Origin of the sequence: Enterobacter cloacae complex sp. P29RS, from assembly GCF_014893445.1 — a bacterium.
Lineage (GTDB): Bacteria > Pseudomonadota > Gammaproteobacteria > Enterobacterales > Enterobacteriaceae > Enterobacter > Enterobacter intestinihominis.
This window is the reverse complement of the sequence record NZ_JADBPZ010000002.1, coordinates 211742-230627: the sequence shown is the minus strand read 5'-3', so window position 1 is coordinate 230627 and position 18886 is coordinate 211742. Positions and strand designations below refer to the sequence as shown.

Sequence of the window (18886 nt, the reverse complement as noted above, 5' to 3'; positions counted from 1 at the left end):
TCACCCTCTCCGACAGGAGAGGGTGATTGTTATCCCAGGTCCGCCATTAACACCTTCGAGCGGCGCTGGTAGTTGTACATCTCTTTCTTACTTTCCGGCAGCGAATCAATATCCACCGGCGTGAAGCCGCGCTCCTGGAACCAGTGAATGCTGCGCGTGGTGAGCACGAACAGCTTGCTCAGACCCATCTGGCGCGCCTGTGCCGCCACGCGTTCAAGCAGCAGTTCCCCCCGCGAGGAGCTACGGTAATCCGGGTGCACGGCAACGCACGCCATTTCGCCAATCTGCTCTTCCGGGAACGGATAAAGCGCCGCACAGGCAATGGTCAGGTTATCTCGCTGGATGATGGTGAACTTGTCGATCTCCATCTCCAGCTGCTCGCGGGAGCGGCGAACCAGAATGCCCTGTTGTTCCAGCGGACGGATCAGCTCCAGAATGCCGCCGATGTCATTGATGGTGGCACGGCGGATCTGCTCGGCGCTCTCCATTACGATCTGCGTACCGATCCCGTCCCGGGAGAACAGTTCCTGCAACAGCGCGCCGTCTTCCTGATAGCTGATCAGGTGGCTGCGGCGTACCCCGCTGCGGCACGCTTTGACGGCGCCGCGCAGAAAACGCACGGTACCGGAATAGTAATCGCCTTGTGCTTCCAGCGCTTCGACGCGCGCCTGGGCTTCATTCGGAAAAAGTTCTGGCACAATCACGCCCTCATCGTTCACGACACCCTGTGAGGAGCAAAAGCCGATCATTTTTTCCGCTTTCAGCTTGATGGCCAGCTGGGTGGCAATCTCTTCTGAGGTCAGATTAAAACTTTCACCCGTTACGGAAACGGCAACGGGTCCCATCAGGACGATCGCGCCATTGTCTAACTGGCGGTGAATGGCTTCTTCATCAATGCGCCGGATGCGGCCGCTGTGGCAGTAATCCACGCCATCGTCCACGCCGAGCGGCTGAGCGATGATAAAGTTGCCGCTCACCACGTTGATGTGCGCGCCCTGCAGCGGCGTATTACTCAGGCTCATCGACAGGCGGGCGGTGATATCGAGCTGCAACAGACCCGCCGCCTGTTTGACCAGTTCGAGGGTTTTCGCATCCGTCACGCGGGTATGTTTGTGGTAGATCGGCTCATGGTGATGGGCGGCCAGGTTGGCTTCGATTTGCGGACGTGCGCCATACACCACCACCAGACGGATGCCGAGGCTGTGCAGCAGGCCGATATCATTGACGATACTGGAAAAGTTCTCATGCTCAATGGCTTCGCCGCCAAGCATGATGACAAAGGTTTTCCCCCGATGGGTGTTGATATAGGGAACAGAATGGCGGAATCCCTGGACCAGTTCGGTTCTGCGTTCCTTAACCATGACACAACCCTTAATGAATGTTTATTCGTTATTTATGTATTTTTATTCGATTGTGGCCGCGTGTGCAAGCCAAAATTTTCTGCGACACACAGAAAATAATAAGTAATCCGTGCGTTAACGTATGATTGTTTACCCTTTTATAGATGACAGTTTATGCGTCATTCGTTAAAGTTTTCGGTCAATTTGGGCGTTTTGTTCATCAATCAGATTTCTTGCTCGGGAGAAGCATGTCGGGATCCAATTCAGCAATAAGCCGCCGCCGCCTGTTAAAAGGGGCCGGGGCGATGTGGTTGCTTAGCGTCAGCCAGGTGGGTCTTGCCGCCACAAGCCAGGTAGTCGCGGTGCGCGTCTGGCCGTCGTCGACCTATACGCGCGTGACGGTCGAGTCCAACCGCGTGCTGAAATACAAACAATTTGCCCTCAGCAATCCTGAACGTGTGGTGGTTGATCTCGAAGGTGTGAATCTCAACTCCGTGCTTAAAGGCATGGCGGCGCAGATCCGTGGCGACGATCCTTTTATCAAATCGGCGCGCGTCGGGCAGTTCGATCCGCAAACCGTGCGCATGGTGTTTGAGCTGAAGCAGAACGTGAAACCGCAGCTCTTTGCCCTTGCGCCTGTTGCCGCCTTTAAGGAGCGCCTGGTAATGGATCTCTATCCGGCGAATGCAACGGATATTCAGGATCCGCTCCTGGCGTTACTTGAAGATTACAACAAAGGCGATCTCCAGCGGCAGGTCCCACCTGCGCAAAGTGGTCCTAAGCCGGGCAGGGCGGGGCGCGATCGTCCGATTGTGATCATGCTCGATCCTGGCCACGGCGGGGAAGATTCCGGCGCCGTTGGGAAATATCACACCCGCGAAAAAGATGTGGTGCTGCAAATTGCCCGTCGTCTGAAGGCGTTAATCGACAAAGAGGGCAATATGCGCGCCTACATGACGCGCAACGAAGATGTCTTTATCCCGCTGAAGGTCCGCGTGGCGAAAGCGCAGAAGCAGCGCGCGGATCTGTTTGTCTCTATTCATGCGGATGCCTTCACCAGCCGCCAGCCGAGCGGATCGTCGGTGTTTGCCCTGTCAACGAAAGGGGCGACCAGTACCGCCGCGAGATACCTGGCGGACACGCAGAACGCCTCGGATTTAATCGGTGGCGTGAGCAAAAGCGGGGATCGTTACGTCGACCATACGCTGTTTGATATGGTGCAGTCGCTGACCATTACCGACAGTCTGAAGTTTGGTAAAGCGGTGCTGGGCAAACTGGGCCGGGTCAACAAGCTGCACAAAAACAGCGTCGAGCAGGCCGGATTTGCAGTACTGAAAGCGCCAGATATTCCGTCCATTCTGGTCGAAACCGCGTTTATCAGTAACGTGCAAGAGGAACGCAAGCTCAAGACGGCTAAATTCCAGCAGGAAGTGGCGGAGTCGATTCTGGCGGGTATTCGGGCCTATTTCTCAGACGGGGAAACGCTGGCGCGGCGGGGATAGGGTATTACGCCGGGTATCTCGCCCGGCACTTTCACAAACGGCAGATACAAAAAAACACCCTTAAGGGTGTTTATTGTTTTAAGAAGTGTTGGTTGCGGGGGCCGGATTTGAACCGACGACCTTCGGGTTATGAGCCCGACGAGCTACCAGGCTGCTCCACCCCGCGTCCGTGGAAGCGCACTATACTCGGATAGGTTTGTGATGCAACCCCTTTTTCGCATAATTCATTATTTTGTATGCAAAATGAACGGGAATAGCCACTTTGGACTATTTTTTGTCCAGAATTTGCCAAAGGGAAGGCGATCGCATTTCATTACCACGATGGGTTTGTTATCTTCATCACGCGGAATTGGGCAACTAAAAGACGAGAAATAATGAAAGGACGTTGGGTGAAGTATCTGATGACAGGCGCAATGGTAGCGATTCTTGCGGCCTGCTCTTCCAAACCGACCGATCGCGGTCAACAGTATAAAGACGGGAAGTTATCCCAGCCTTTCTCTTTAGTTAACCAGCCAGATGCCGTGGGTGCTCCAATCAATGCCGGGGATTTCTCCGAGCAGGTGTACCAGATCCGCAAAGCGTCGCCGCGCCTGTATGGCTCACAGAACAACGTTTATAGTGCAGTGCAGGACTGGCTGCGTGCTGGCGGTGATACGCGCAATATGCGCCAGTTTGGTATTGACGCGTGGCAGATGGAAGGGGCGGATAACTACGGTAACGTTCAGTTTACCGGCTACTACACCCCGGTTGTCCAGGCACGACACACGCGTCAGGGCGAATTCCAGTATCCGATTTACCGCATGCCGCCAAAACGCGGTCGTCTCCCGTCCCGCGCTGAAATCTATGCCGGTGCGCTTAGCGAAAATTACGTGCTGGCCTACAGCAACTCGCTGATGGATAACTTCATCATGGACGTGCAGGGCAGCGGCTATATTGATTTTGGCGACGGCTCGCCGCTGAACTTCTTTAGCTATGCCGGGAAAAACGGCCATGCCTATCGCAGCATCGGTAAGGTGCTCATCGACCGTGGTGAAGTGAAACGAGAAGATATGTCGATGCAGGCGATCCGCGAGTGGGGCGAAAAACACAGCGAAGCGGAAGTGCGTGAGCTGCTTGAGCAGAATCCATCGTTTGTCTTCTTCAAACCGCAGAACTTTGCGCCGGTGAAAGGGGCGAGCGCCGTCCCGCTGATTGGCCGCGCTTCTGTGGCATCGGATCGTTCGATTATCCCGGCGGGTACCACGCTGCTGGCGGAAGTCCCTCTCCTCGACAACAACGGCAAATTCAACGGCAAGTATGAATTACGCCTGATGGTGGCGCTGGACGTGGGCGGGGCGATTAAAGGTCAGCACTTCGATATTTACCAGGGCATCGGCCCGGATGCCGGCCACCGTGCAGGCTGGTATAACCACTACGGGCGCGTGTGGGTGCTGAAGACAGCGCCGGGTACCGGGAACATATTTAGCGGCTGAGTGTGGTATTCTGAGCGCAAGACGGATTACGGTTCAGGGTGAGGAATACCTCACCCTTTTTACATCTGAGGTTTTATGTCTGTGGTAATCAGCGATGCCTGGCGCCAGCGTTTCGGCGGCACGGCACGGTTATACGGTGAAAAAGCCCTGCAACTGTTCGCGGATGCGCATGTCTGCGTGGTGGGCATTGGTGGCGTGGGTTCGTGGGCGGCAGAAGCGCTGGCGAGAACCGGCATTGGCGCAATTACGTTGATTGATATGGATGACGTCTGCGTCACTAACACTAACCGTCAGATCCACGCCCTGCGTGATAACGTCGGTCTGGCGAAGTCCGAGGTGATGGCGGAGCGTATTCGTCTCATCAACCCGGAGTGCCGCGTAACGGTGATTGACGACTTTGTGACGGCAGATAACGTCGCGGAGTACATGAGCAAAGGCTACAGCTATGTGATTGACGCCATCGACAGCGTGCGGCCAAAAGCGGCGCTGATCGCTTACTGTCGTCGTTACAAGGTGCCGCTGGTGACAACGGGCGGCGCGGGTGGACAAATTGATCCGACGCAGATCCAGGTGGCAGATCTGGCGAAAACCATTCAGGATCCACTGGCTGCTAAGCTGCGCGAGCGCTTAAAAAGCGACTTCAACGTGGTGAAGAACAGTAAAGGCAAGCTGGGCGTGGACTGTGTGTTCTCGACAGAAGCGCTGGTTTATCCGCAGGCGGATGGTTCGGTCTGTGCAATGAAAAGCACAGCGGAAGGGCCAAAGCGGATGGATTGTGCCTCAGGGTTTGGAGCGGCCACCATGGTGACCGCCTCCTTCGGCTTTGTGGCGGTCTCTCACGCCCTGAAGAAGATGATGGCGAAGGCGGAACGTCAGGCCTGAGCCTGACGGGCGGCATCCAGCACCGCGTCGTTTAGCGCAATCAGTCCCTGACCGCGCGAGGCGCTAAGCTGCGTGCGAAGTCCCAGCTCATCAAACAGCGCCAGCGGAGAATGCACCAGCAGCTCTGCGGCGCTTTTCCCTTCGATTGCGGTCAACAGCACCGCCAGCAGACCGCGAACAATGCGTCCCTCGCTGTCGCCGAAGAAATGCAGTTTCTCACCGGATATGCTAAACCCAAGCCAGACGCGGTTCTCGCAGCCAGCTATCTCCTTCGCCTGTGATTTCAGTTCGTCTGACAGCGTGGGCAACTGTTTGCCCAGCAGGATCAGCTGACGATATTTATCTTCCCACTGCGTGAGCGGGACGAAGGTCTGTTTTAACGTCTCTTCAGTGATAACGGTGCCGAACGGATGCCCGGCTAAGGCTGAACTTGTCATTAATCCACCAGTAATTCCAGGGCGCGGTCGACGGCGGAAACCAGCGCGTCGACGTCACTTTTTGTGTTGTACGGTGCAAACGAGGCGCGCAGGGTACCGCTCACCCCCATGGCCGCCAGCAGCGGCTGTGCGCAGTGCTGTCCTGCGCGCAGGGCAATGCCGTATCCGGCAAGCAGCGTCACCATGTCGCTATGGTGTACGCCCGCAAAATCAAAGGCGAGCAGGCTGGAGTCCTGGACGCGGAACGAGCGAAACCCGGGGCGTTTCTTAAGCTCTTCTTCTGCCAGCGTCGCCAGGCCCCGGCTCCAGCTTTCAGCCTGAGCCACGTCCGTATCTGCGAGAAATTCGAGCGCTGCGCTCAGACCGATAACCCCTGCCACGTTCGGCGTACCGGCTTCCAGGCGGTAAGGCACATCCTGCGTTTTGAAACTGTCGAAGGTGACTTCGGTAATCATCTTGCCGCCGCCGAGCCACGGCGTCATCCGGGCCAGCAGTTCAGGTTTGCCGTACAGCGCGCCGATACCGGTTGGCCCGTACAATTTATGCCCTGAGAAGGCATAGAAGTCGATATCCAGCGCCTGAACGTTAGCCGGAAAATGCACCACACCCTGCGCACCGTCGACCATTACCACCACGCCGCTGGCATGGGCAATCTCAATGGCGCGCGCCAGATCCGGACAGCCGCCGGTGACGTTGGACATCTGCCCCAGCGCCAGAATACGGCTGCGCGGCGTAATCAGCTCAGGCAGACGCGCCACGTCAGGCAGGAAGTCTGTACCCAACGGGAGTTTTACAACCCGTGCCCCGGTTTGTTCGGCCACCATCAGCCAGGGCACCAGGTTGGCGTGGTGTTCCGCCTCGCTGACGATGATCTCATCCCCGGGCTGCAACAGCGGACGCGCGTAACATTGCGCCACCATGTTAATGGCCTCGGTAGTGCCCCGAGTCCAGACGATGTTCTTAGCGCTGTCAGCATTGATCAGGCGCGCGACCTGATCCCGTGCGGCTTCGTATTGCGCCGTTAAGCGCTGCGCGTCGGCATACTGGCTGCGATGCACGTTCCCGGCGCTCAGGCTGTAAAACTGGCGGGTTGCCTCAATCACCGCTTGCGGCTTAAGGGCCGTGGCGGCGCTATCAAGATAAATGCCGGCATCGGCCAGCGCAGGAAACTGTGCGCGAAACTGCGCAGGACTGAAAGCGTTCATGGAATTCCTCATATCGATACTACGATCGTCGCGCAAATTCATCGGCAGGGCAAGGAAGTTGATATCTATCAGATTTGTCTGCTTATCCTGGCGAGTCTGAAAAAGCAGGTTATGCTAAATAGTGTTAGGCGGATGTTTTAGCCTGTTATAAATCGAGGTTTGAATAGCATTAATTGCTAAAGGAGAATAATCATGAAAAAGACAGCTGCAATCATTTCTGCCTGTGCGTTGACCTTTGCCCTGAGCGCATGTTCTGGTAATAACTACGTAATGCATACCAACGATGGTCGATCTATCGTCTCTGAAGGGAAACCGACAACCGATAATGATACCGGGATGATTTCATACAAAGATGCTAACGGGAACAAACAGCAGATCAATCGCAGTGACGTGAAAGAGATGAAGGAAATCGAGCATTAACAGTTAGATAAGCGAAAAAAAAGCACCGCAAGTTGGCGGTGCTACATTAATCACTATGGACAGACAGGGTAAATGTACAGGAAGTGAAAAATTGGTAGCGTTGCTACCGTGGTCTGAATCGCAGACCAATTGCAAACACAACAACACAACATCACAACCGTAAGCCAAAAGCCCTTCAGAACACGCATTCCAAAAAAAGCTTTTCGTTCCGGCTCAGGAAGTGCCGCCACTATAGGTATTTGCTGGTAGTTCCTCAACGGACAAATTATAATGGCTCAGATAAAAAAAACTAATAGGTTAAACGTTGTTTCCTATATGTTAAATTTCGTTAACATCTAAGCCAGATAACCATGTCCAAGCGATTGCCACCCCTAAATGCATTACGTGTTTTTGATGCAGCAGCACGCCACCTCAGCTTCACCCGCGCAGCCGATGAGCTTTTTGTGACACAGGCCGCAGTAAGTCATCAAATCAAGTCTCTGGAGGATTTTCTGGGGCTTAAGCTGTTCCGTCGCCGCAACCGTTCGTTGCTGTTGACCGAAGAAGGGCAGAGCTATTTTCAGGATATTAAAGAGATTTTCTCCCAGCTGACGGAAGCCACCCGTAAGCTTCAGGCACGGAGCGCAAAAGGCGCCCTGACTGTGAGTTTATTGCCCAGTTTTGCCATTCAGTGGCTGGTGCCGCGACTCTCAAGCTTTAACTCAACTTATCCGGGAATCGATGTCCGAATCCAGGCAGTGGACCGTCAGGAAGACAAGCTTGCAGACGATGTGGATGTGGCGATTTTTTACGGTCGCGGTAACTGGCCGGGCTTGCGTGTTGAAAAATTATACGCAGAATATCTGCTGCCGGTCTGTTCACCACTGCTGCTGACGGGGGAGAAAGCGCTCAAAACGCCCGCCGATCTGGCGCAACACACGCTTTTGCACGATGCGTCGCGTCGCGACTGGCAAACTTATACCCGTCAGTTAGGTCTTAATCATATAAACGTGCAGCAGGGGCCCATTTTTAGCCACAGCGCGATGGTGCTACAGGCTGCCATTCACGGGCAGGGCGTGGCATTAGCGAATAACGTCATGGCGCAGTCCGAAATTGAGGCAGGCCGTCTGGTTTGCCCATTTAACGATGTACTGGTCAGCAAGAATGCATTTTATCTGGTTTGTCATGACAGTCAGGCAGAACTGGGTAAAATAGCCGCTTTCCGGCAGTGGATACTGGCGAAAGCGGCAAGCGAGCAAGAAAAATTCCGCTTCAGGTATGAACAATAACGTTTGTGTGCCGGGCACGCATTAATTCAGGACTTAAACATGACCAGCCGATTCATGCTGATTTTCGCCGCGGTGAGTGGCTTTATTTTTGTAGCTCTGGGCGCGTTTGGCGCGCATGTCTTAAGCAAGTCTTTGGGCGTTGTGGAGATGGGCTGGATCCAGACCGGCCTTGAATATCAGGCGTTCCACACGCTGGCAATTTTTGGGCTGGCGGTGGCGATGCAGCGCCGTATCAGCATCTGGTTTTACTGGAGCAGCGTCTTTCTGGCGCTGGGTACCGTACTGTTCAGCGGCAGTCTCTACTGTCTGGCGCTGTCGCATTTACGCCTGTGGGCGTTTGTTACACCTGTCGGCGGCGTCAGCTTCCTGGCGGGTTGGGTTTTAATGTTTATCGGAGCTATCCGTCTGAAACGCAAGGGCGTTGTTCATGAATAAGGTTGTTTTATATTGTCGCCCGGGGTTTGAGAAAGAGTGCGCCGCGGAAATCACCGATAAAGCGGCGAAGCGTGAAGTCTTCGGATTCGCTCGCGTCAAAGAGAACGCGGGCTATGTGGTATTTGAATGCTATCAGCCTGATGATGCCGACAAGCTGGCGCGCGAACTGCCGTTCAGCTCGCTGATTTTCGCCCGTCAGATGTTTGTCGCGGGCGAATTACTGAAAGATCTTCCGCCGGAAGATCGCATCACGCCGATTGTTGGCCTGTTGCAGGGCGTGGTGGAGAAGGGCGGCGATTTGCGCGTGGAAGTGGCTGACACCAATGAAAGCAAAGAGCTGATGAAGTTCTGCCGTAAGTTTACCGTGCCGCTCCGCGCGGCACTGCGTGATGCGGGAGTGCTGACAAACTACGAAACGCCAAAGCGTCCAGTCGTGCATATCTTCTTTATTGCGCCAGGATGTTGCTACACCGGCTACTCGTATACCACCAATAACTCGCCGTTCTTTATGGGGATCCCGCGTCTGCGCTTCCCGTCAGACGCGCCGAGCCGTTCAACCCTGAAGCTGGAAGAGGCGTTCCACGTCTTTATCCCGGCGGACGAGTGGGACGAACGTCTGGCAAACGGCATGTATGCCGTCGATCTTGGCGCGTGCCCGGGCGGCTGGACCTATCAGCTGGTGAAACGCAACATGTGGGTTTCGTCTGTGGATAACGGCCCGATGGCGCAAAGCCTGATGGACACCGGGCAGGTCACCTGGCTGCGTGAAGATGGTTTCCGCTACCGTCCTACCCGTAACAACATCTCCTGGATGGTGTGCGACATGGTAGAAAAACCGGCGAAAGTCGCGGCGCTGATGGCCTCCTGGCTGGTGAACGGCTGGTGTCGTGAGACGATTTTCAACCTCAAGCTGCCGATGAAAAAGCGTTACGAAGAGGTGTCGCAGAACCTGGCTTATATTCAGCAGCAACTGGACGAACACGGGATTAACGCGGAAATCCAGGCGCGTCAGCTGTATCACGACCGTGAAGAAGTGACGGTGCATATCCGTCGCTGGTGGGCGGCCGTGGGTGGGCGTCGCGACGAGCGATAACGTTTGTAACGCCCGGTGGCGCTGTGCTTACCGGGCCTACAAAATCGTGTAGTTGTTTTAACGTTCTAACCTTAACTGCTGTAAATTCCCGTCCAGCTGTAAATCCGTCTGTAGCGTTGCGATTTCCCGGCAGATAAACGCCATCTCTTTATTCGCCTCCAGCTTCTTGCGCCATTTTTCCGGCACTTCCTCAAGCCTTGCGTAAATCCCTTCCAGATTCTGAAACTCCGTCAGCAGCTGTGCGGCACTTTTGGGTCCAATACCGGCGACACCCGGCACTCTGGAGCTGCTGATCCCCGCCAGCCCCCAGTAATCCGGCAATTGCTCAGGCGATACGCCAAACTCGCTGGCAATAAATGGCGCGTCCAGCCAGCGTTTCTGGAAGTAGTCGCGGATGCGGACCGTTGGAGAGAGCAGCTGGCAGTAGCCTTTGTCGGTTGAAACGATAGTCGCCTGATGCCCGGCGCTCGCGACTTTAACCGCCAGCGTTGCGGCTAAATCGTCAGCCTCATTACCGTGTGCGCCCCAGCACGGAACGCCGCGCTGTTCAAAGGCCGCGCGTATAACGGGCATTTCGGCGTGCAGATCGTCCGGCATCGGCGCACGCCCGGCTTTGTAGTCCGGCAGGCGCTGGTGCCGCCAGCCGGTATTGCGTGCTTCATCGTCGAATACGGCAACAGCGTGGGTGGGTTCGCTATGGCGAATGAGCTGCTCCAGCGCGTGTAAACAGGTGTCCTTGCAGGGGGTGCCCTGTACCGCGTGAATACGGCGAATCAGGTTAAGTGCATCGACGATAAGCAAATGAACGGCCACAGATAATCTCCCTTCTGTCTAATGGGGAAAGGGTAACACTGAGCGCAGCATGAAACTATGAATGGTGGGGAAAACAGGAAGAAGCCTCGCAAAACGAGGCTTCCTGAGAGGCTTAATCGCAGGTAACGATCTTCATCGCCAGGCCACCGCGGGAGGTTTCGCGGTATTTGGCGTTCATATCTTTACCGGTTTCGTACATGGTTTCGATAACCTTGTCGAGACACACGCGCGGTTCACTGGTGCGGCGCAGCGCCATACGGGCCGCGTTCACCGCTTTCACAGAGGCGATGGCGTTACGCTCGATGCATGGCACCTGGACCTGACCGCCGACCGGATCGCAGGTCAGCCCCAGGTTATGTTCCATGCCGATTTCCGCCGCAATACAAACCTGCGCAGGACTTGCGCCCAGCAATTCGGCCAGACCCGCCGCCGCCATAGAGCAGGCTACGCCCACTTCACCCTGACAGCCCACTTCCGCGCCGGAAATCGAGGCGTTCATCTTGTACAGTGAGCCAATCGCACTGGCGACCAGCATATACCGCGCGAGTGAGTTTGCATTTACTTCACGGATAAACTTGTCGTAATACGCCAGGACCGCCGGAACAATGCCGCACGCCCCGTTGGTTGGCGCGGTGACGACGCGGCCACCCGCGGCGTTCTCTTCGTTCACCGCCAGCGCGAACATGTTGATCCAGTCGACAACGGCCATCGGGTCGGTGGTGGTTTTGTCGGTGCTGACCAGCATGCGGCGCAGCGCAGCCGCACGACGTGGAACACGCAGTTTCCCCGGCAGCACGCCTTCGGTGGTGATCCCGCGCTCAATGCCGCTGCGCATCACTTCCCAGACGTTTGCGAAGTGCTGTTCCAGCTCCTCTTTGCTGTGCAGGGCCAGCTCGTTTTTCATCATCAGGCCGGAGAGAGAAAGGCCTGTCTCCTGGCAGTGACGCTGTAAATCGGCCGCGTTTTTGTACGGGTACGGCACCTCAACGGCGGAGCCGTTGGTTTGACCAAAATGGTCTTCGTCGACGATAAACCCGCCGCCGATGGAGTAATACGTCTGGCTGTAAACCGCTTTATCGCCGACCAGCGCGGTAATGCGCATGCCGTTTTCGTGCAGCGACAGGTTATCCGCATGGAAATTCATGCAGTGGTCAACCGGAAATTCAACTTCGTGCTCGCCGTTGGCCAGCAGCAAACGACCATGGGTGTTCACGTCCTGGATAAAGCCAGGAATGGAGTCAATATCAACGGTATCCGGCAGGTTACCCGCCAGCCCCATGATAATGGCAATATCGGTATGGTGGCCTTTACCGGTCAGGGAAAGGGAACCGTATACATCGACAACCACGCGGGTGATGTCGTGCAAAATGCCGCGTGCAATCAAGTCATCCGTGAATTGTTTACCGGCTTTCATTGGTCCGACGGTGTGAGAGCTGGAAGGACCAATACCGATTTTGAAGATATCGAATACGCTAATCATGATGCGTCCATTGCTTCAGTCAGAGGGGAGGAGTGCGCCATCCGAAGACGGCGCAGGAGGTATTAGCTGAACAGCGAGTAGAAAATAGCGGAGATGGCAATCAGACCCATCACAACAACGAACACGTTGCTGATATGGCCGCTGTATTTACGCATCGCTGGCACTTTCTGAATCGCGTACATCGGCATCAGGAACAGAATCATCGCGATAATCGGGCCGCCCAGGGTTTCAATCATGCCCAGAATGCTTGGGTTCAGGGTGGCTACCGCCCAGGTGGTCACCAGCATGAACAGCGCGGTGATTTTGTTCAGACGGTTGATTTCAATGCTCTTGCCTTTACCGCGCAGAGATTTAATCACCATACCGTTGAAGCCTTCACGTGCGCCCAGGTAGTGGCCCAGGAAGGATTTGGTGATGGCGATAATCGCGATGATCGGTGCCATCCACGCAATCAGCGGTGCGTTAAAGTGGTTTGCCAGGTAGGACAGAATAGAGATGTTCTGCTCTTTCGCCGCCGCCAGATCCGCCGGGGAGAGGCTCAGCACGCAGCTGAACACGAAGAACATAACTGTCAGTACCATCATGATGTGTGCGCGAGCCAGGATGCTGGAGCACTTCTTCTCTGCGCCATTGCCGTACTCTTCACGCTTCGCCACCGCGAAGGAGGAGATGATTGGCGAGTGGTTGAAGGAGAACACCATTACCGGGATCGCCAGCCACAGGGTCAGTAGCAGGCCGTTACCGGTTGCGGATGCGCTGCTCAGAGACAGAGTTTCCAGCGCAGCGCCGTTCCACTGTGGGATCAGGTACAGCGCCAGCACCATCAGGGCTGCAACAAACGGGAATACCAGCACGCTCATCGCTTTGACAATCATCTGCTCGCCAAAGCGCACGATGGTCATCATACCGACGATCAGGATCAGGGACAGGATCGCACGCGGCGGCGGGGTCATCTGCAGCTGGTGCATCATGAAGCTTTCAACGGTGTTGGTGATAGCAACGCTATACACCAGCAGAATCGGGTAAATCGCGAAGAAGTAGAGCAGGGTAATCAGCTTACCTGCGCCGACGCCGAAGTGTTCTTCAACGACTTCAGTAATGTCTTCGCCCGGGTTTTTACCGGACAGCACGAAGCGGGTCAGGCCGCGGTGTGCAAAGAAGGTCATCGGAAAGGCGATGATGGCCATGATGATCAGCGGGATCAGACCGCCGACACCTGCGTTGATAGGAAGGAACAGTACACCAGCGCCGATTGCCGTGCCGTACAGGCCAAGCATCCACATGGTATCCGTTTTGCGCCAACCGCTTCGGGATTCAATCGAAGCAACGGTGCTGGTTTGAGTGGTTTCCATCTGTATCTCCTGGAGGAAGCAAATTGTCAGGTTTTTAGTCAAATCCGATGAAAAAGTGCCTGACGGTAATATGAAATTCGTTCAGTGACGGTTTTTTAATAATTTTTGCCCGTAACTATTGGCGGGCGGAAAGATACATTCTCGTTATGAATCTATCAGTGATCGCGATCCCAAATGCAATAATCCACTTATGATGTGGGCATATTTAGACCATTTATCTGTTAAAAAAACATCAAAGAGGATTTACGGGCGCGAAGGCTACCATTAACGACATGTTTTCGAAAAGGCTGACCCGCGAGATAGGTGTCTTTCGCTGTAAAGAAATAGGATTTTAGGATTTTCTGGCAGGTAATTTCGATTAAGGCTGATTATTTACGGTTTCAAAAACGAGGTAATCGTTTGCGCAGACGCCAGATTTGTTAATAACATTGAAGATCGCTATGAATTACATCACTAATAAAAAAGCCGGATGACAATCCGGCTTGAGAGGAGGGTAAGGACGCTTTATTTGATGATTTCGTAACAGGGAATATAGGCAGAACCCGGAAGTTTCATGCGGTGCTGAGCCACAAAGCCCTGCAGCATGTCATCCATGCGGCGCATCATCTCCGGGTCACCGTGGATTTTATACGGCCCGAACTCCTCAATCGCGCGGATCCCCACCTCCTTCACGTTCCCCGCCACGATGCCAGAGAAGGCGCGACGCAGGTCAGCTGCCAGTACTTCCACCGGCTGATCCGGATAGAGTTTGAGGTTCGCCATGTTCTCATGCGACGGCTCGAAGGGGATCTGGAGATCCGGTGCGATACGGATGGACCAGTTAAAGCTGTAGGCATCCCCGGTATCACGACGGTTCTCTTTCACCAGCGGCATCGCTTTTTTCATCTGACGGGCCACTTCTGCGGCATCGTCAATAATAATGCGGTAGTGACGGCGCGCGTCTACGCCCAGCGTATGCACGATAAACTCGTCCAGCACGCGGAAGTAGTCGGCGCTCTCTTTCGGGCCGGTCAGGATCAGCGGCAGAACCTGATTTTTGTTGGCCGGGTTCATCAGGATCCCGAGCAGATAAAGCAGCTCTTCCGCCGTACCTACGCCGCCCGGGAAGATGATAATGCCGTGCGCGATACGGACAAACGCCTCAAGACGTTTTTCGATATCCGGCATAATAATCAGTTCGTTAACCAGCGGGTTAGGCGGCTCAGCGGCGATGATTGACGGCTCGGTCATGCCGATAAAACGGCCTTCTTTATAGCGTTGCTGCGCGTGTCCTACTGCCGCGCCTTTCATCGGCGCTTCCATCGCGCCAGGACCGCAGCCGGTACAGATGTTCAGCTCGCGCAGGCCGAGCTGATTACCCACGCGGCGGGCGTACAGGTATTCGGTTTCGTTAATGGAGTGACCACCCCAGCAGACGACCATGTTCGGCGCTTCGCCAACGTGCAGGGCGCGGGCGTTACGCAGAATGGAGAAAACCAGGTTGGTGATATGAACGGAGCTTTCCAGATCGAGATGCTGGAAACGACCGGCGTTGCTGATCTGTCCGTTAACAAACAGGATGTCGCGCAGCACGGCAAAAAGGTTGGCCTGAAGTGAGCGAATAATACGCCCATCGACAAACGCCTCTTCCGGCGGGTTGATCACTTCCAGCTTCACCCCGCGCTCGCGGCGCAGCACATTGATATCAAAACTTTCGAAGCGGGACAGCAGCTCTTTACTGTTGTCGGTCAGGCTTCCGGAGTTCAGTACAGCAAGTGAACAGTTACGAAACAGTTGATACAGGTCGCTACTGGCGGTGCGTTTAAGCATGTCCACTTCCAGTTGCGACAACATATCCATAGAGCCAAGCGGGCTAATATGTGTAATCAAGTGAGCTCCTTATGGGACGATTATCGTCTTTCCCTGTTGATTACAATAGCCCTGGCTTATGACGTTTCACAACACTTCGGGCGGAATACCGCCCGCATATTGTGAAAATATTTATCTTACTGGCGCACCAGCCGTCCGGTGGCAGGCACAAAATCGGTATTGGTGCGCCATGGGTTAATGTCCAGACCGCCGCGACGGGTATAGCGGGCATAAACGCTCAGCTTTTCGGGCTGGCAGAAACGCTGGATGTCATTGAAGATGCGTTCCACGCACTGCTCGTGGAATTCGTTGTGATGACGGAATGACACCAGGTAACGAAGCAGCTTTTCACGGTCAATCTGCGGGCCGCGATACTGGATCTGTACCGAGCCCCAGTCCGGCTGATGGGTGATAAGGCAGTTGGATTTCAGCAGATGGCTGACCAGCGTTTCGTCGACCACTTTTCCGCCCGCCGCGTTTTCCAGATAGTCGGTGCTAAATTCGTAGCTCTCCACATCAATGTCCTGATCGTCGATGCAGGTGCCGTGGAAATGGGCGATGGGCTGACCTTCCAGCTCATGCAGACGGTATAACGAGACGGTTACGTTCCCCTGCGCGCACGCGCTTAAATCACGTTCAAGCGTCTGTTGTACCTCGTCCCAGCTGTTAAATTTGGTCTGGTTAAAGCTGTTGAGATAGAGCTTAAAGCTCTTGGATTCAACCAGGTTTACGCTGGCGTAATCCAGCTCGACATGGCCCACGGCCACCTGCGGCAGACCGCGCGCATTCAGCCAGGAGAGTTCGTACAGCGTCCAGATGTCGCCGCCGACGAACGGCAGCGCGTCGGCATGAAGGCCAAGCGGATCGCGGTTCAGGCTGCGCGGCACACCCTGAAGCAGGCTTGCGTCGTAGGTGTCGCGGTAATCGGTCGATTTACCCAGCGTTAAGCCCGTTAACGCCTGATGATTTTCGTAAGACATGTTTCATAGCCACTTTACAGGTACACTTAGGGGCTGAGTTTATCCTGTCTTACAAGAAGAGAGAAATCGGTGGATATCGAAACTGCAAATGCCCTGACGTCCTTCACGACCCGCTATTGCGATGCCTGGCATGAAAAGCGGGGGACGTGGCCGCAAAGTACTGACTTATATGGCGTGCCGTCACCGTGCATTATCGCTTCGCAGGATGATTACGTTATCTGGCAACCGAAACCGTTCACGGGCGAGCAGAATGTAAATGCGGTTGAACGCGCAATGGACATTGTGGTACAACCTGCGCTTCATGCAATTTATACCACGCAGTTTGCCGGGGATATGACTGCATGTTTTGCAGGACAGCCGCTGACGCTGCTGCAAACCTGGAGCGAAGACGATCTTCAACGCGTTCAGGAAAACCTCATTGGTCACCTGGTCACGCAAAAACGCCTTAAGCTCTCCCCGACTCTCTTTATTGCGACGCTCGACAGTGAACTGGACGTCATTTCAGTCTGCAACCTGTCTGGCGAGGTCATTAAAGAGACGCTCGGCACCCGCAATCGCGACGTTCTCGCGCCTTCTCTTGCGGATTTTCTTACCCGACTTGAGCCGCTTCTGTAATCCATGATGCTACTGGACGTGTGAGAGATCTCTTACACGCACTGTGAGACATCGCCGAAACAATTAGCATTGTCTTAGGGATTTCAGATTAATATCAACTTCCCTTTCAACGGGTTAGCGATTTCCTGAAACGATTATCCCCGTTTCGCCAGGCTTACCTTGCTCACAGGGTGGGTTGTAAGACGAGGCAGAATAGCGGATTCTATCTGTGTCGACAGGATGCCGACGCGAGAAACGAACATCAGGATGATGGCGTTTCTCACCAGGAACACGTCAGGACGACGCCGCAGGAAGGCTTCAGGATGAAGCAAAGTGGATCACGCAGGATGCGTAAGGGACACCTCCAGGAAGGAGAACGTGAGCCGGTCAGGATGGTCGGTGGGTCAGGATGGCCAGGACGTTTCAGGATGAAACCTACACGTCAGGATGATGTGAGCAGGAAGCAAAAGGTAAAGGGATGACCAGGCCTTCGGGCATCAGGAAAAGTTGTCACGGATGAGCAGGGAGCACGTATTGTAGCTGGAATGCTGCGAAACGAACCGGGAGCACTGTTTTTACAGTGCTCCCTTTTTTTATTTCTGTCTTCCGCAATGCTATGCTTCGCGCCATTCCGTTTTTCAGTTGAGGTTACTATGACGCATCACGATAGCGTTCGTGCGCAGTTGCACGCCATCGAAGCCCTTATGCGCCAGCATCAGCTGTGGCAGGAAAGTGCGCCGCAGCCAGACGCGTTCGCCAGCACCCAGCCGTTTTGTCTGGATACGCTGTCTCCATTCGAATGGCTCCAGTGGGTATTAATTCCGCGCATGCACGCGCTGCTGGAAGGGGGACACGCGTTGCCCCAGGCGTTTGCCGTCTCTCCCTATTACGAAATGGCGCTGGAGGCGACCCACCCGGCGCGCGACGTTATGCTGGTTGAGCTGGAAAAGCTGGATGGGCTTTTCGCCGGTGACGATGCATGACGCTTGAGATCCTGTATCAGGATGAGTGGCTGGTGGCGGTGAATAAACCGTCCGGCTGGCTGGTACACCGAAGCTGGCTCGATCGCGATGAGAAAGTGGTTGTTATGCAAACCGTGCGCGACCAAATCGGTCAGCACGTCTTTACTGCCCACCGTCTGGATCGGCCAACCTCTGGCGTTCTGCTGATGGGGCTTTCCAGTGAGGCCGGGCGCCTGCTGTCGCAGCAGTTTGAACAGCACCAGATCCAGAAGCGCTACCACGCCATTGTGCGCGGCTGGCTGACGGATTCCGCCACGCTGGATTATCCGCTAGTGGAGGAACTGGATAAAATCGCCGATAAATTTGCCCGCGAAGATAAAGGTCCGCAGCCTGCGGTGACCGACTATCGCGGTATGGCGACCACAGAACTGCCGGTGGCGACCAGCAAATTTCCCACTACGCGATACAGTCTGGTTGAGCTTTTGCCCAAAACGGGGCGCAAGCACCAGCTTCGCCGCCACCTTGCACATCTGCGCCACCCAATTATCGGCGACAGCAAGCACGGCGATCTGCGGCAGAACCGCAGCGCGGCAGAGCACTTTGGCTGTAACCGACTGATGCTGCACGCCAGCGAACTAAGCCTGACGCACCCGTTTACCGGCGAACCGCTGACTATTCGCGCGGGGCTGGACGAGGTCTGGATGCAGGCGCTGTCACAGTTTGGCTGGCTGGGACAACTCCCCGAAAATGAAAGGGTTGAGTTTGCCGCAGGCAACGTTCAGGATGAACAGCAAGCGCAATAA

At 55.0% G+C, this 18886-nt stretch carries 18 protein-coding genes and 1 tRNA gene; 10 read left to right on the top strand and 9 right to left on the bottom strand.

The window, feature by feature from the left end; all coding sequences use genetic code 11:
* Positions 1-29: 29 nt before the first annotated feature.
* Complete coding sequence (argA, locus tag IM282_RS02655) at positions 30-1361, bottom strand: amino-acid N-acetyltransferase (RefSeq protein ID WP_022649227.1); 1332 nt, start codon at positions 1359-1361, stop codon at positions 30-32.
* 227 nt (positions 1362-1588) lie between these two features.
* Here argA and amiC point away from each other — a divergent pair, with 227 nt between their 5' ends.
* A complete protein-coding gene (gene amiC / locus IM282_RS02650) occupies positions 1589-2842 on the top strand; it encodes an N-acetylmuramoyl-L-alanine amidase AmiC (RefSeq protein WP_022649226.1) in 1254 nt (417 codons plus the stop codon).
* A gap of 89 nt (positions 2843-2931) precedes the next feature.
* Here the strand turns inward: amiC and IM282_RS02645 are convergent.
* Positions 2932-3008, bottom strand: a tRNA-Met gene (locus tag IM282_RS02645).
* A gap of 208 nt (positions 3009-3216) precedes the next feature.
* On the opposite strand from IM282_RS02645, the gene mltA reads away from it, so the two are divergent.
* Together mltA and tcdA are read left to right on the top strand one after the other, a co-directional pair.
* Positions 3217-4314 (top strand): murein transglycosylase A, encoded by a 1098-nt coding sequence (mltA, locus tag IM282_RS02640; RefSeq protein ID WP_192970087.1) that lies wholly within the window; start codon positions 3217-3219, stop codon positions 4312-4314.
* Between the two features lie 75 nt (positions 4315-4389).
* A complete protein-coding gene (gene tcdA, locus IM282_RS02635) occupies positions 4390-5196 on the top strand; it encodes a tRNA cyclic N6-threonylcarbamoyladenosine(37) synthase TcdA (RefSeq protein WP_006811804.1) in 807 nt (268 codons plus the stop codon).
* Here tcdA and csdE read toward each other — a convergent pair.
* Together csdE and csdA are read right to left on the bottom strand one after the other, a co-directional pair.
* Positions 5187-5633: a cysteine desulfurase sulfur acceptor subunit CsdE gene (csdE, locus tag IM282_RS02630; protein WP_023298505.1), complete on the bottom strand. Its 447-nt coding sequence runs from the start codon at positions 5631-5633 to the stop codon at positions 5187-5189. The genes tcdA and csdE overlap by 10 nt on opposite strands.
* Complete coding sequence (csdA, locus tag IM282_RS02625) at positions 5633-6838, bottom strand: cysteine desulfurase CsdA (RefSeq protein ID WP_192970086.1); 1206 nt, start codon at positions 6836-6838, stop codon at positions 5633-5635. The genes csdE and csdA overlap by 1 nt, the downstream gene beginning before the upstream one ends.
* 192 nt (positions 6839-7030) lie before the next feature.
* Between csdA and IM282_RS02620 the strand changes: the two genes are divergently transcribed.
* From IM282_RS02620 to rlmM, 4 genes are all read left to right on the top strand, one after another.
* Positions 7031-7258: a YgdI/YgdR family lipoprotein gene (locus IM282_RS02620; protein WP_015571738.1), complete on the top strand. Its 228-nt coding sequence runs from the start codon at positions 7031-7033 to the stop codon at positions 7256-7258.
* Between the two features lie 350 nt (positions 7259-7608).
* Positions 7609-8526, top strand: a complete 918-nt coding sequence (gene gcvA / locus IM282_RS02615) for a glycine cleavage system transcriptional regulator GcvA (protein WP_022649222.1) — start codon at positions 7609-7611, stop codon at positions 8524-8526.
* Positions 8527-8565: 39 nt separating this feature from the next.
* On the top strand, positions 8566-8961 hold the full coding sequence (locus IM282_RS02610) for a DUF423 domain-containing protein (RefSeq protein WP_003862756.1): 396 nt from the start codon (positions 8566-8568) through the stop codon (positions 8959-8961).
* A complete protein-coding gene (gene rlmM / locus IM282_RS02605) occupies positions 8954-10054 on the top strand; it encodes a 23S rRNA (cytidine(2498)-2'-O)-methyltransferase RlmM (RefSeq protein ID WP_022649221.1) in 1101 nt (366 codons plus the stop codon). Before IM282_RS02610 ends, rlmM begins: the two co-directional genes overlap by 8 nt.
* Positions 10055-10111: 57 nt before the next feature.
* On the opposite strand, the gene xni is transcribed toward rlmM, so the two are convergent.
* From xni to queF, 5 genes are all read right to left on the bottom strand, one after another.
* Positions 10112-10867, bottom strand: coding sequence for a flap endonuclease Xni (gene xni / locus IM282_RS02600; RefSeq protein WP_032626021.1), 756 nt, complete (start codon positions 10865-10867; stop codon positions 10112-10114).
* Between the two features lie 112 nt (positions 10868-10979).
* Complete coding sequence (locus IM282_RS02595; protein WP_022649219.1) at positions 10980-12347, bottom strand: L-serine ammonia-lyase; 1368 nt, start codon at positions 12345-12347, stop codon at positions 10980-10982.
* A 62-nt stretch (positions 12348-12409) separates the two neighbouring features.
* Positions 12410-13699, bottom strand: a complete 1290-nt coding sequence (locus tag IM282_RS02590; protein ID WP_022649218.1) for an HAAAP family serine/threonine permease — start codon at positions 13697-13699, stop codon at positions 12410-12412.
* 504 nt (positions 13700-14203) lie between these two features.
* Positions 14204-15568: a nucleotide 5'-monophosphate nucleosidase PpnN gene (gene ppnN / locus IM282_RS02585; RefSeq protein WP_192970085.1), complete on the bottom strand. Its 1365-nt coding sequence runs from the start codon at positions 15566-15568 to the stop codon at positions 14204-14206.
* A 116-nt stretch (positions 15569-15684) separates the two neighbouring features.
* A complete protein-coding gene (queF, locus tag IM282_RS02580; RefSeq protein ID WP_023298501.1) occupies positions 15685-16527 on the bottom strand; it encodes an NADPH-dependent 7-cyano-7-deazaguanine reductase QueF in 843 nt (280 codons plus the stop codon).
* A gap of 69 nt (positions 16528-16596) precedes the next feature.
* On the opposite strand from queF, the gene syd reads away from it, so the two are divergent.
* From syd to truC, 3 genes are all read left to right on the top strand, one after another.
* A complete protein-coding gene (gene syd / locus IM282_RS02575) occupies positions 16597-17142 on the top strand; it encodes a SecY-interacting protein (protein ID WP_126502692.1) in 546 nt (181 codons plus the stop codon).
* A gap of 632 nt (positions 17143-17774) precedes the next feature.
* Positions 17775-18104: a YqcC family protein gene (locus tag IM282_RS02570; protein ID WP_032626018.1), complete on the top strand. Its 330-nt coding sequence runs from the start codon at positions 17775-17777 to the stop codon at positions 18102-18104.
* Entirely contained in the window at positions 18101-18886 is a 786-nt protein-coding gene (gene truC, locus IM282_RS02565) for a tRNA pseudouridine(65) synthase TruC (protein WP_023298500.1), read from the top strand. The genes IM282_RS02570 and truC overlap by 4 nt, the downstream gene beginning before the upstream one ends.

Excerpts from the sequence above, each read along its gene's own strand:
- IM282_RS02595 (WP_022649219.1), bottom strand. The coding sequence starts at position 12,347 with ATGATTAGCGTATTCGATATCTTCAAAATCGGTATTGGTCCTTCCAGC.
- gcvA (WP_022649222.1), top strand. The coding sequence starts at position 7,609 with ATGTCCAAGCGATTGCCACCCCTAAATGCATTACGTGTTTTTGATGCA.
- IM282_RS02570 (WP_032626018.1), top strand. The coding sequence starts at position 17,775 with ATGACGCATCACGATAGCGTTCGTGCGCAGTTGCACGCCATCGAAGCC.
- rlmM (WP_022649221.1), top strand. The coding sequence starts at position 8,954 with ATGAATAAGGTTGTTTTATATTGTCGCCCGGGGTTTGAGAAAGAGTGC.
- amiC (WP_022649226.1), top strand. The coding sequence starts at position 1,589 with ATGTCGGGATCCAATTCAGCAATAAGCCGCCGCCGCCTGTTAAAAGGG.
- IM282_RS02590 (WP_022649218.1), bottom strand. The coding sequence starts at position 13,699 with ATGGAAACCACTCAAACCAGCACCGTTGCTTCGATTGAATCCCGAAGC.
- IM282_RS02610 (WP_003862756.1), top strand. The coding sequence starts at position 8,566 with ATGACCAGCCGATTCATGCTGATTTTCGCCGCGGTGAGTGGCTTTATT.
- IM282_RS02620 (WP_015571738.1), top strand. The coding sequence starts at position 7,031 with ATGAAAAAGACAGCTGCAATCATTTCTGCCTGTGCGTTGACCTTTGCC.
- tcdA (WP_006811804.1), top strand. The coding sequence starts at position 4,390 with ATGTCTGTGGTAATCAGCGATGCCTGGCGCCAGCGTTTCGGCGGCACG.
- queF (WP_023298501.1), bottom strand. The coding sequence starts at position 16,527 with ATGTCTTACGAAAATCATCAGGCGTTAACGGGCTTAACGCTGGGTAAA.
- truC (WP_023298500.1), top strand. The coding sequence starts at position 18,101 with ATGACGCTTGAGATCCTGTATCAGGATGAGTGGCTGGTGGCGGTGAAT.
- csdA (WP_192970086.1), bottom strand. The coding sequence starts at position 6,838 with ATGAACGCTTTCAGTCCTGCGCAGTTTCGCGCACAGTTTCCTGCGCTG.
- argA (WP_022649227.1), bottom strand. The coding sequence starts at position 1,361 with ATGGTTAAGGAACGCAGAACCGAACTGGTCCAGGGATTCCGCCATTCT.
- csdE (WP_023298505.1), bottom strand. The coding sequence starts at position 5,633 with ATGACAAGTTCAGCCTTAGCCGGGCATCCGTTCGGCACCGTTATCACT.
- mltA (WP_192970087.1), top strand. The coding sequence starts at position 3,217 with ATGAAAGGACGTTGGGTGAAGTATCTGATGACAGGCGCAATGGTAGCG.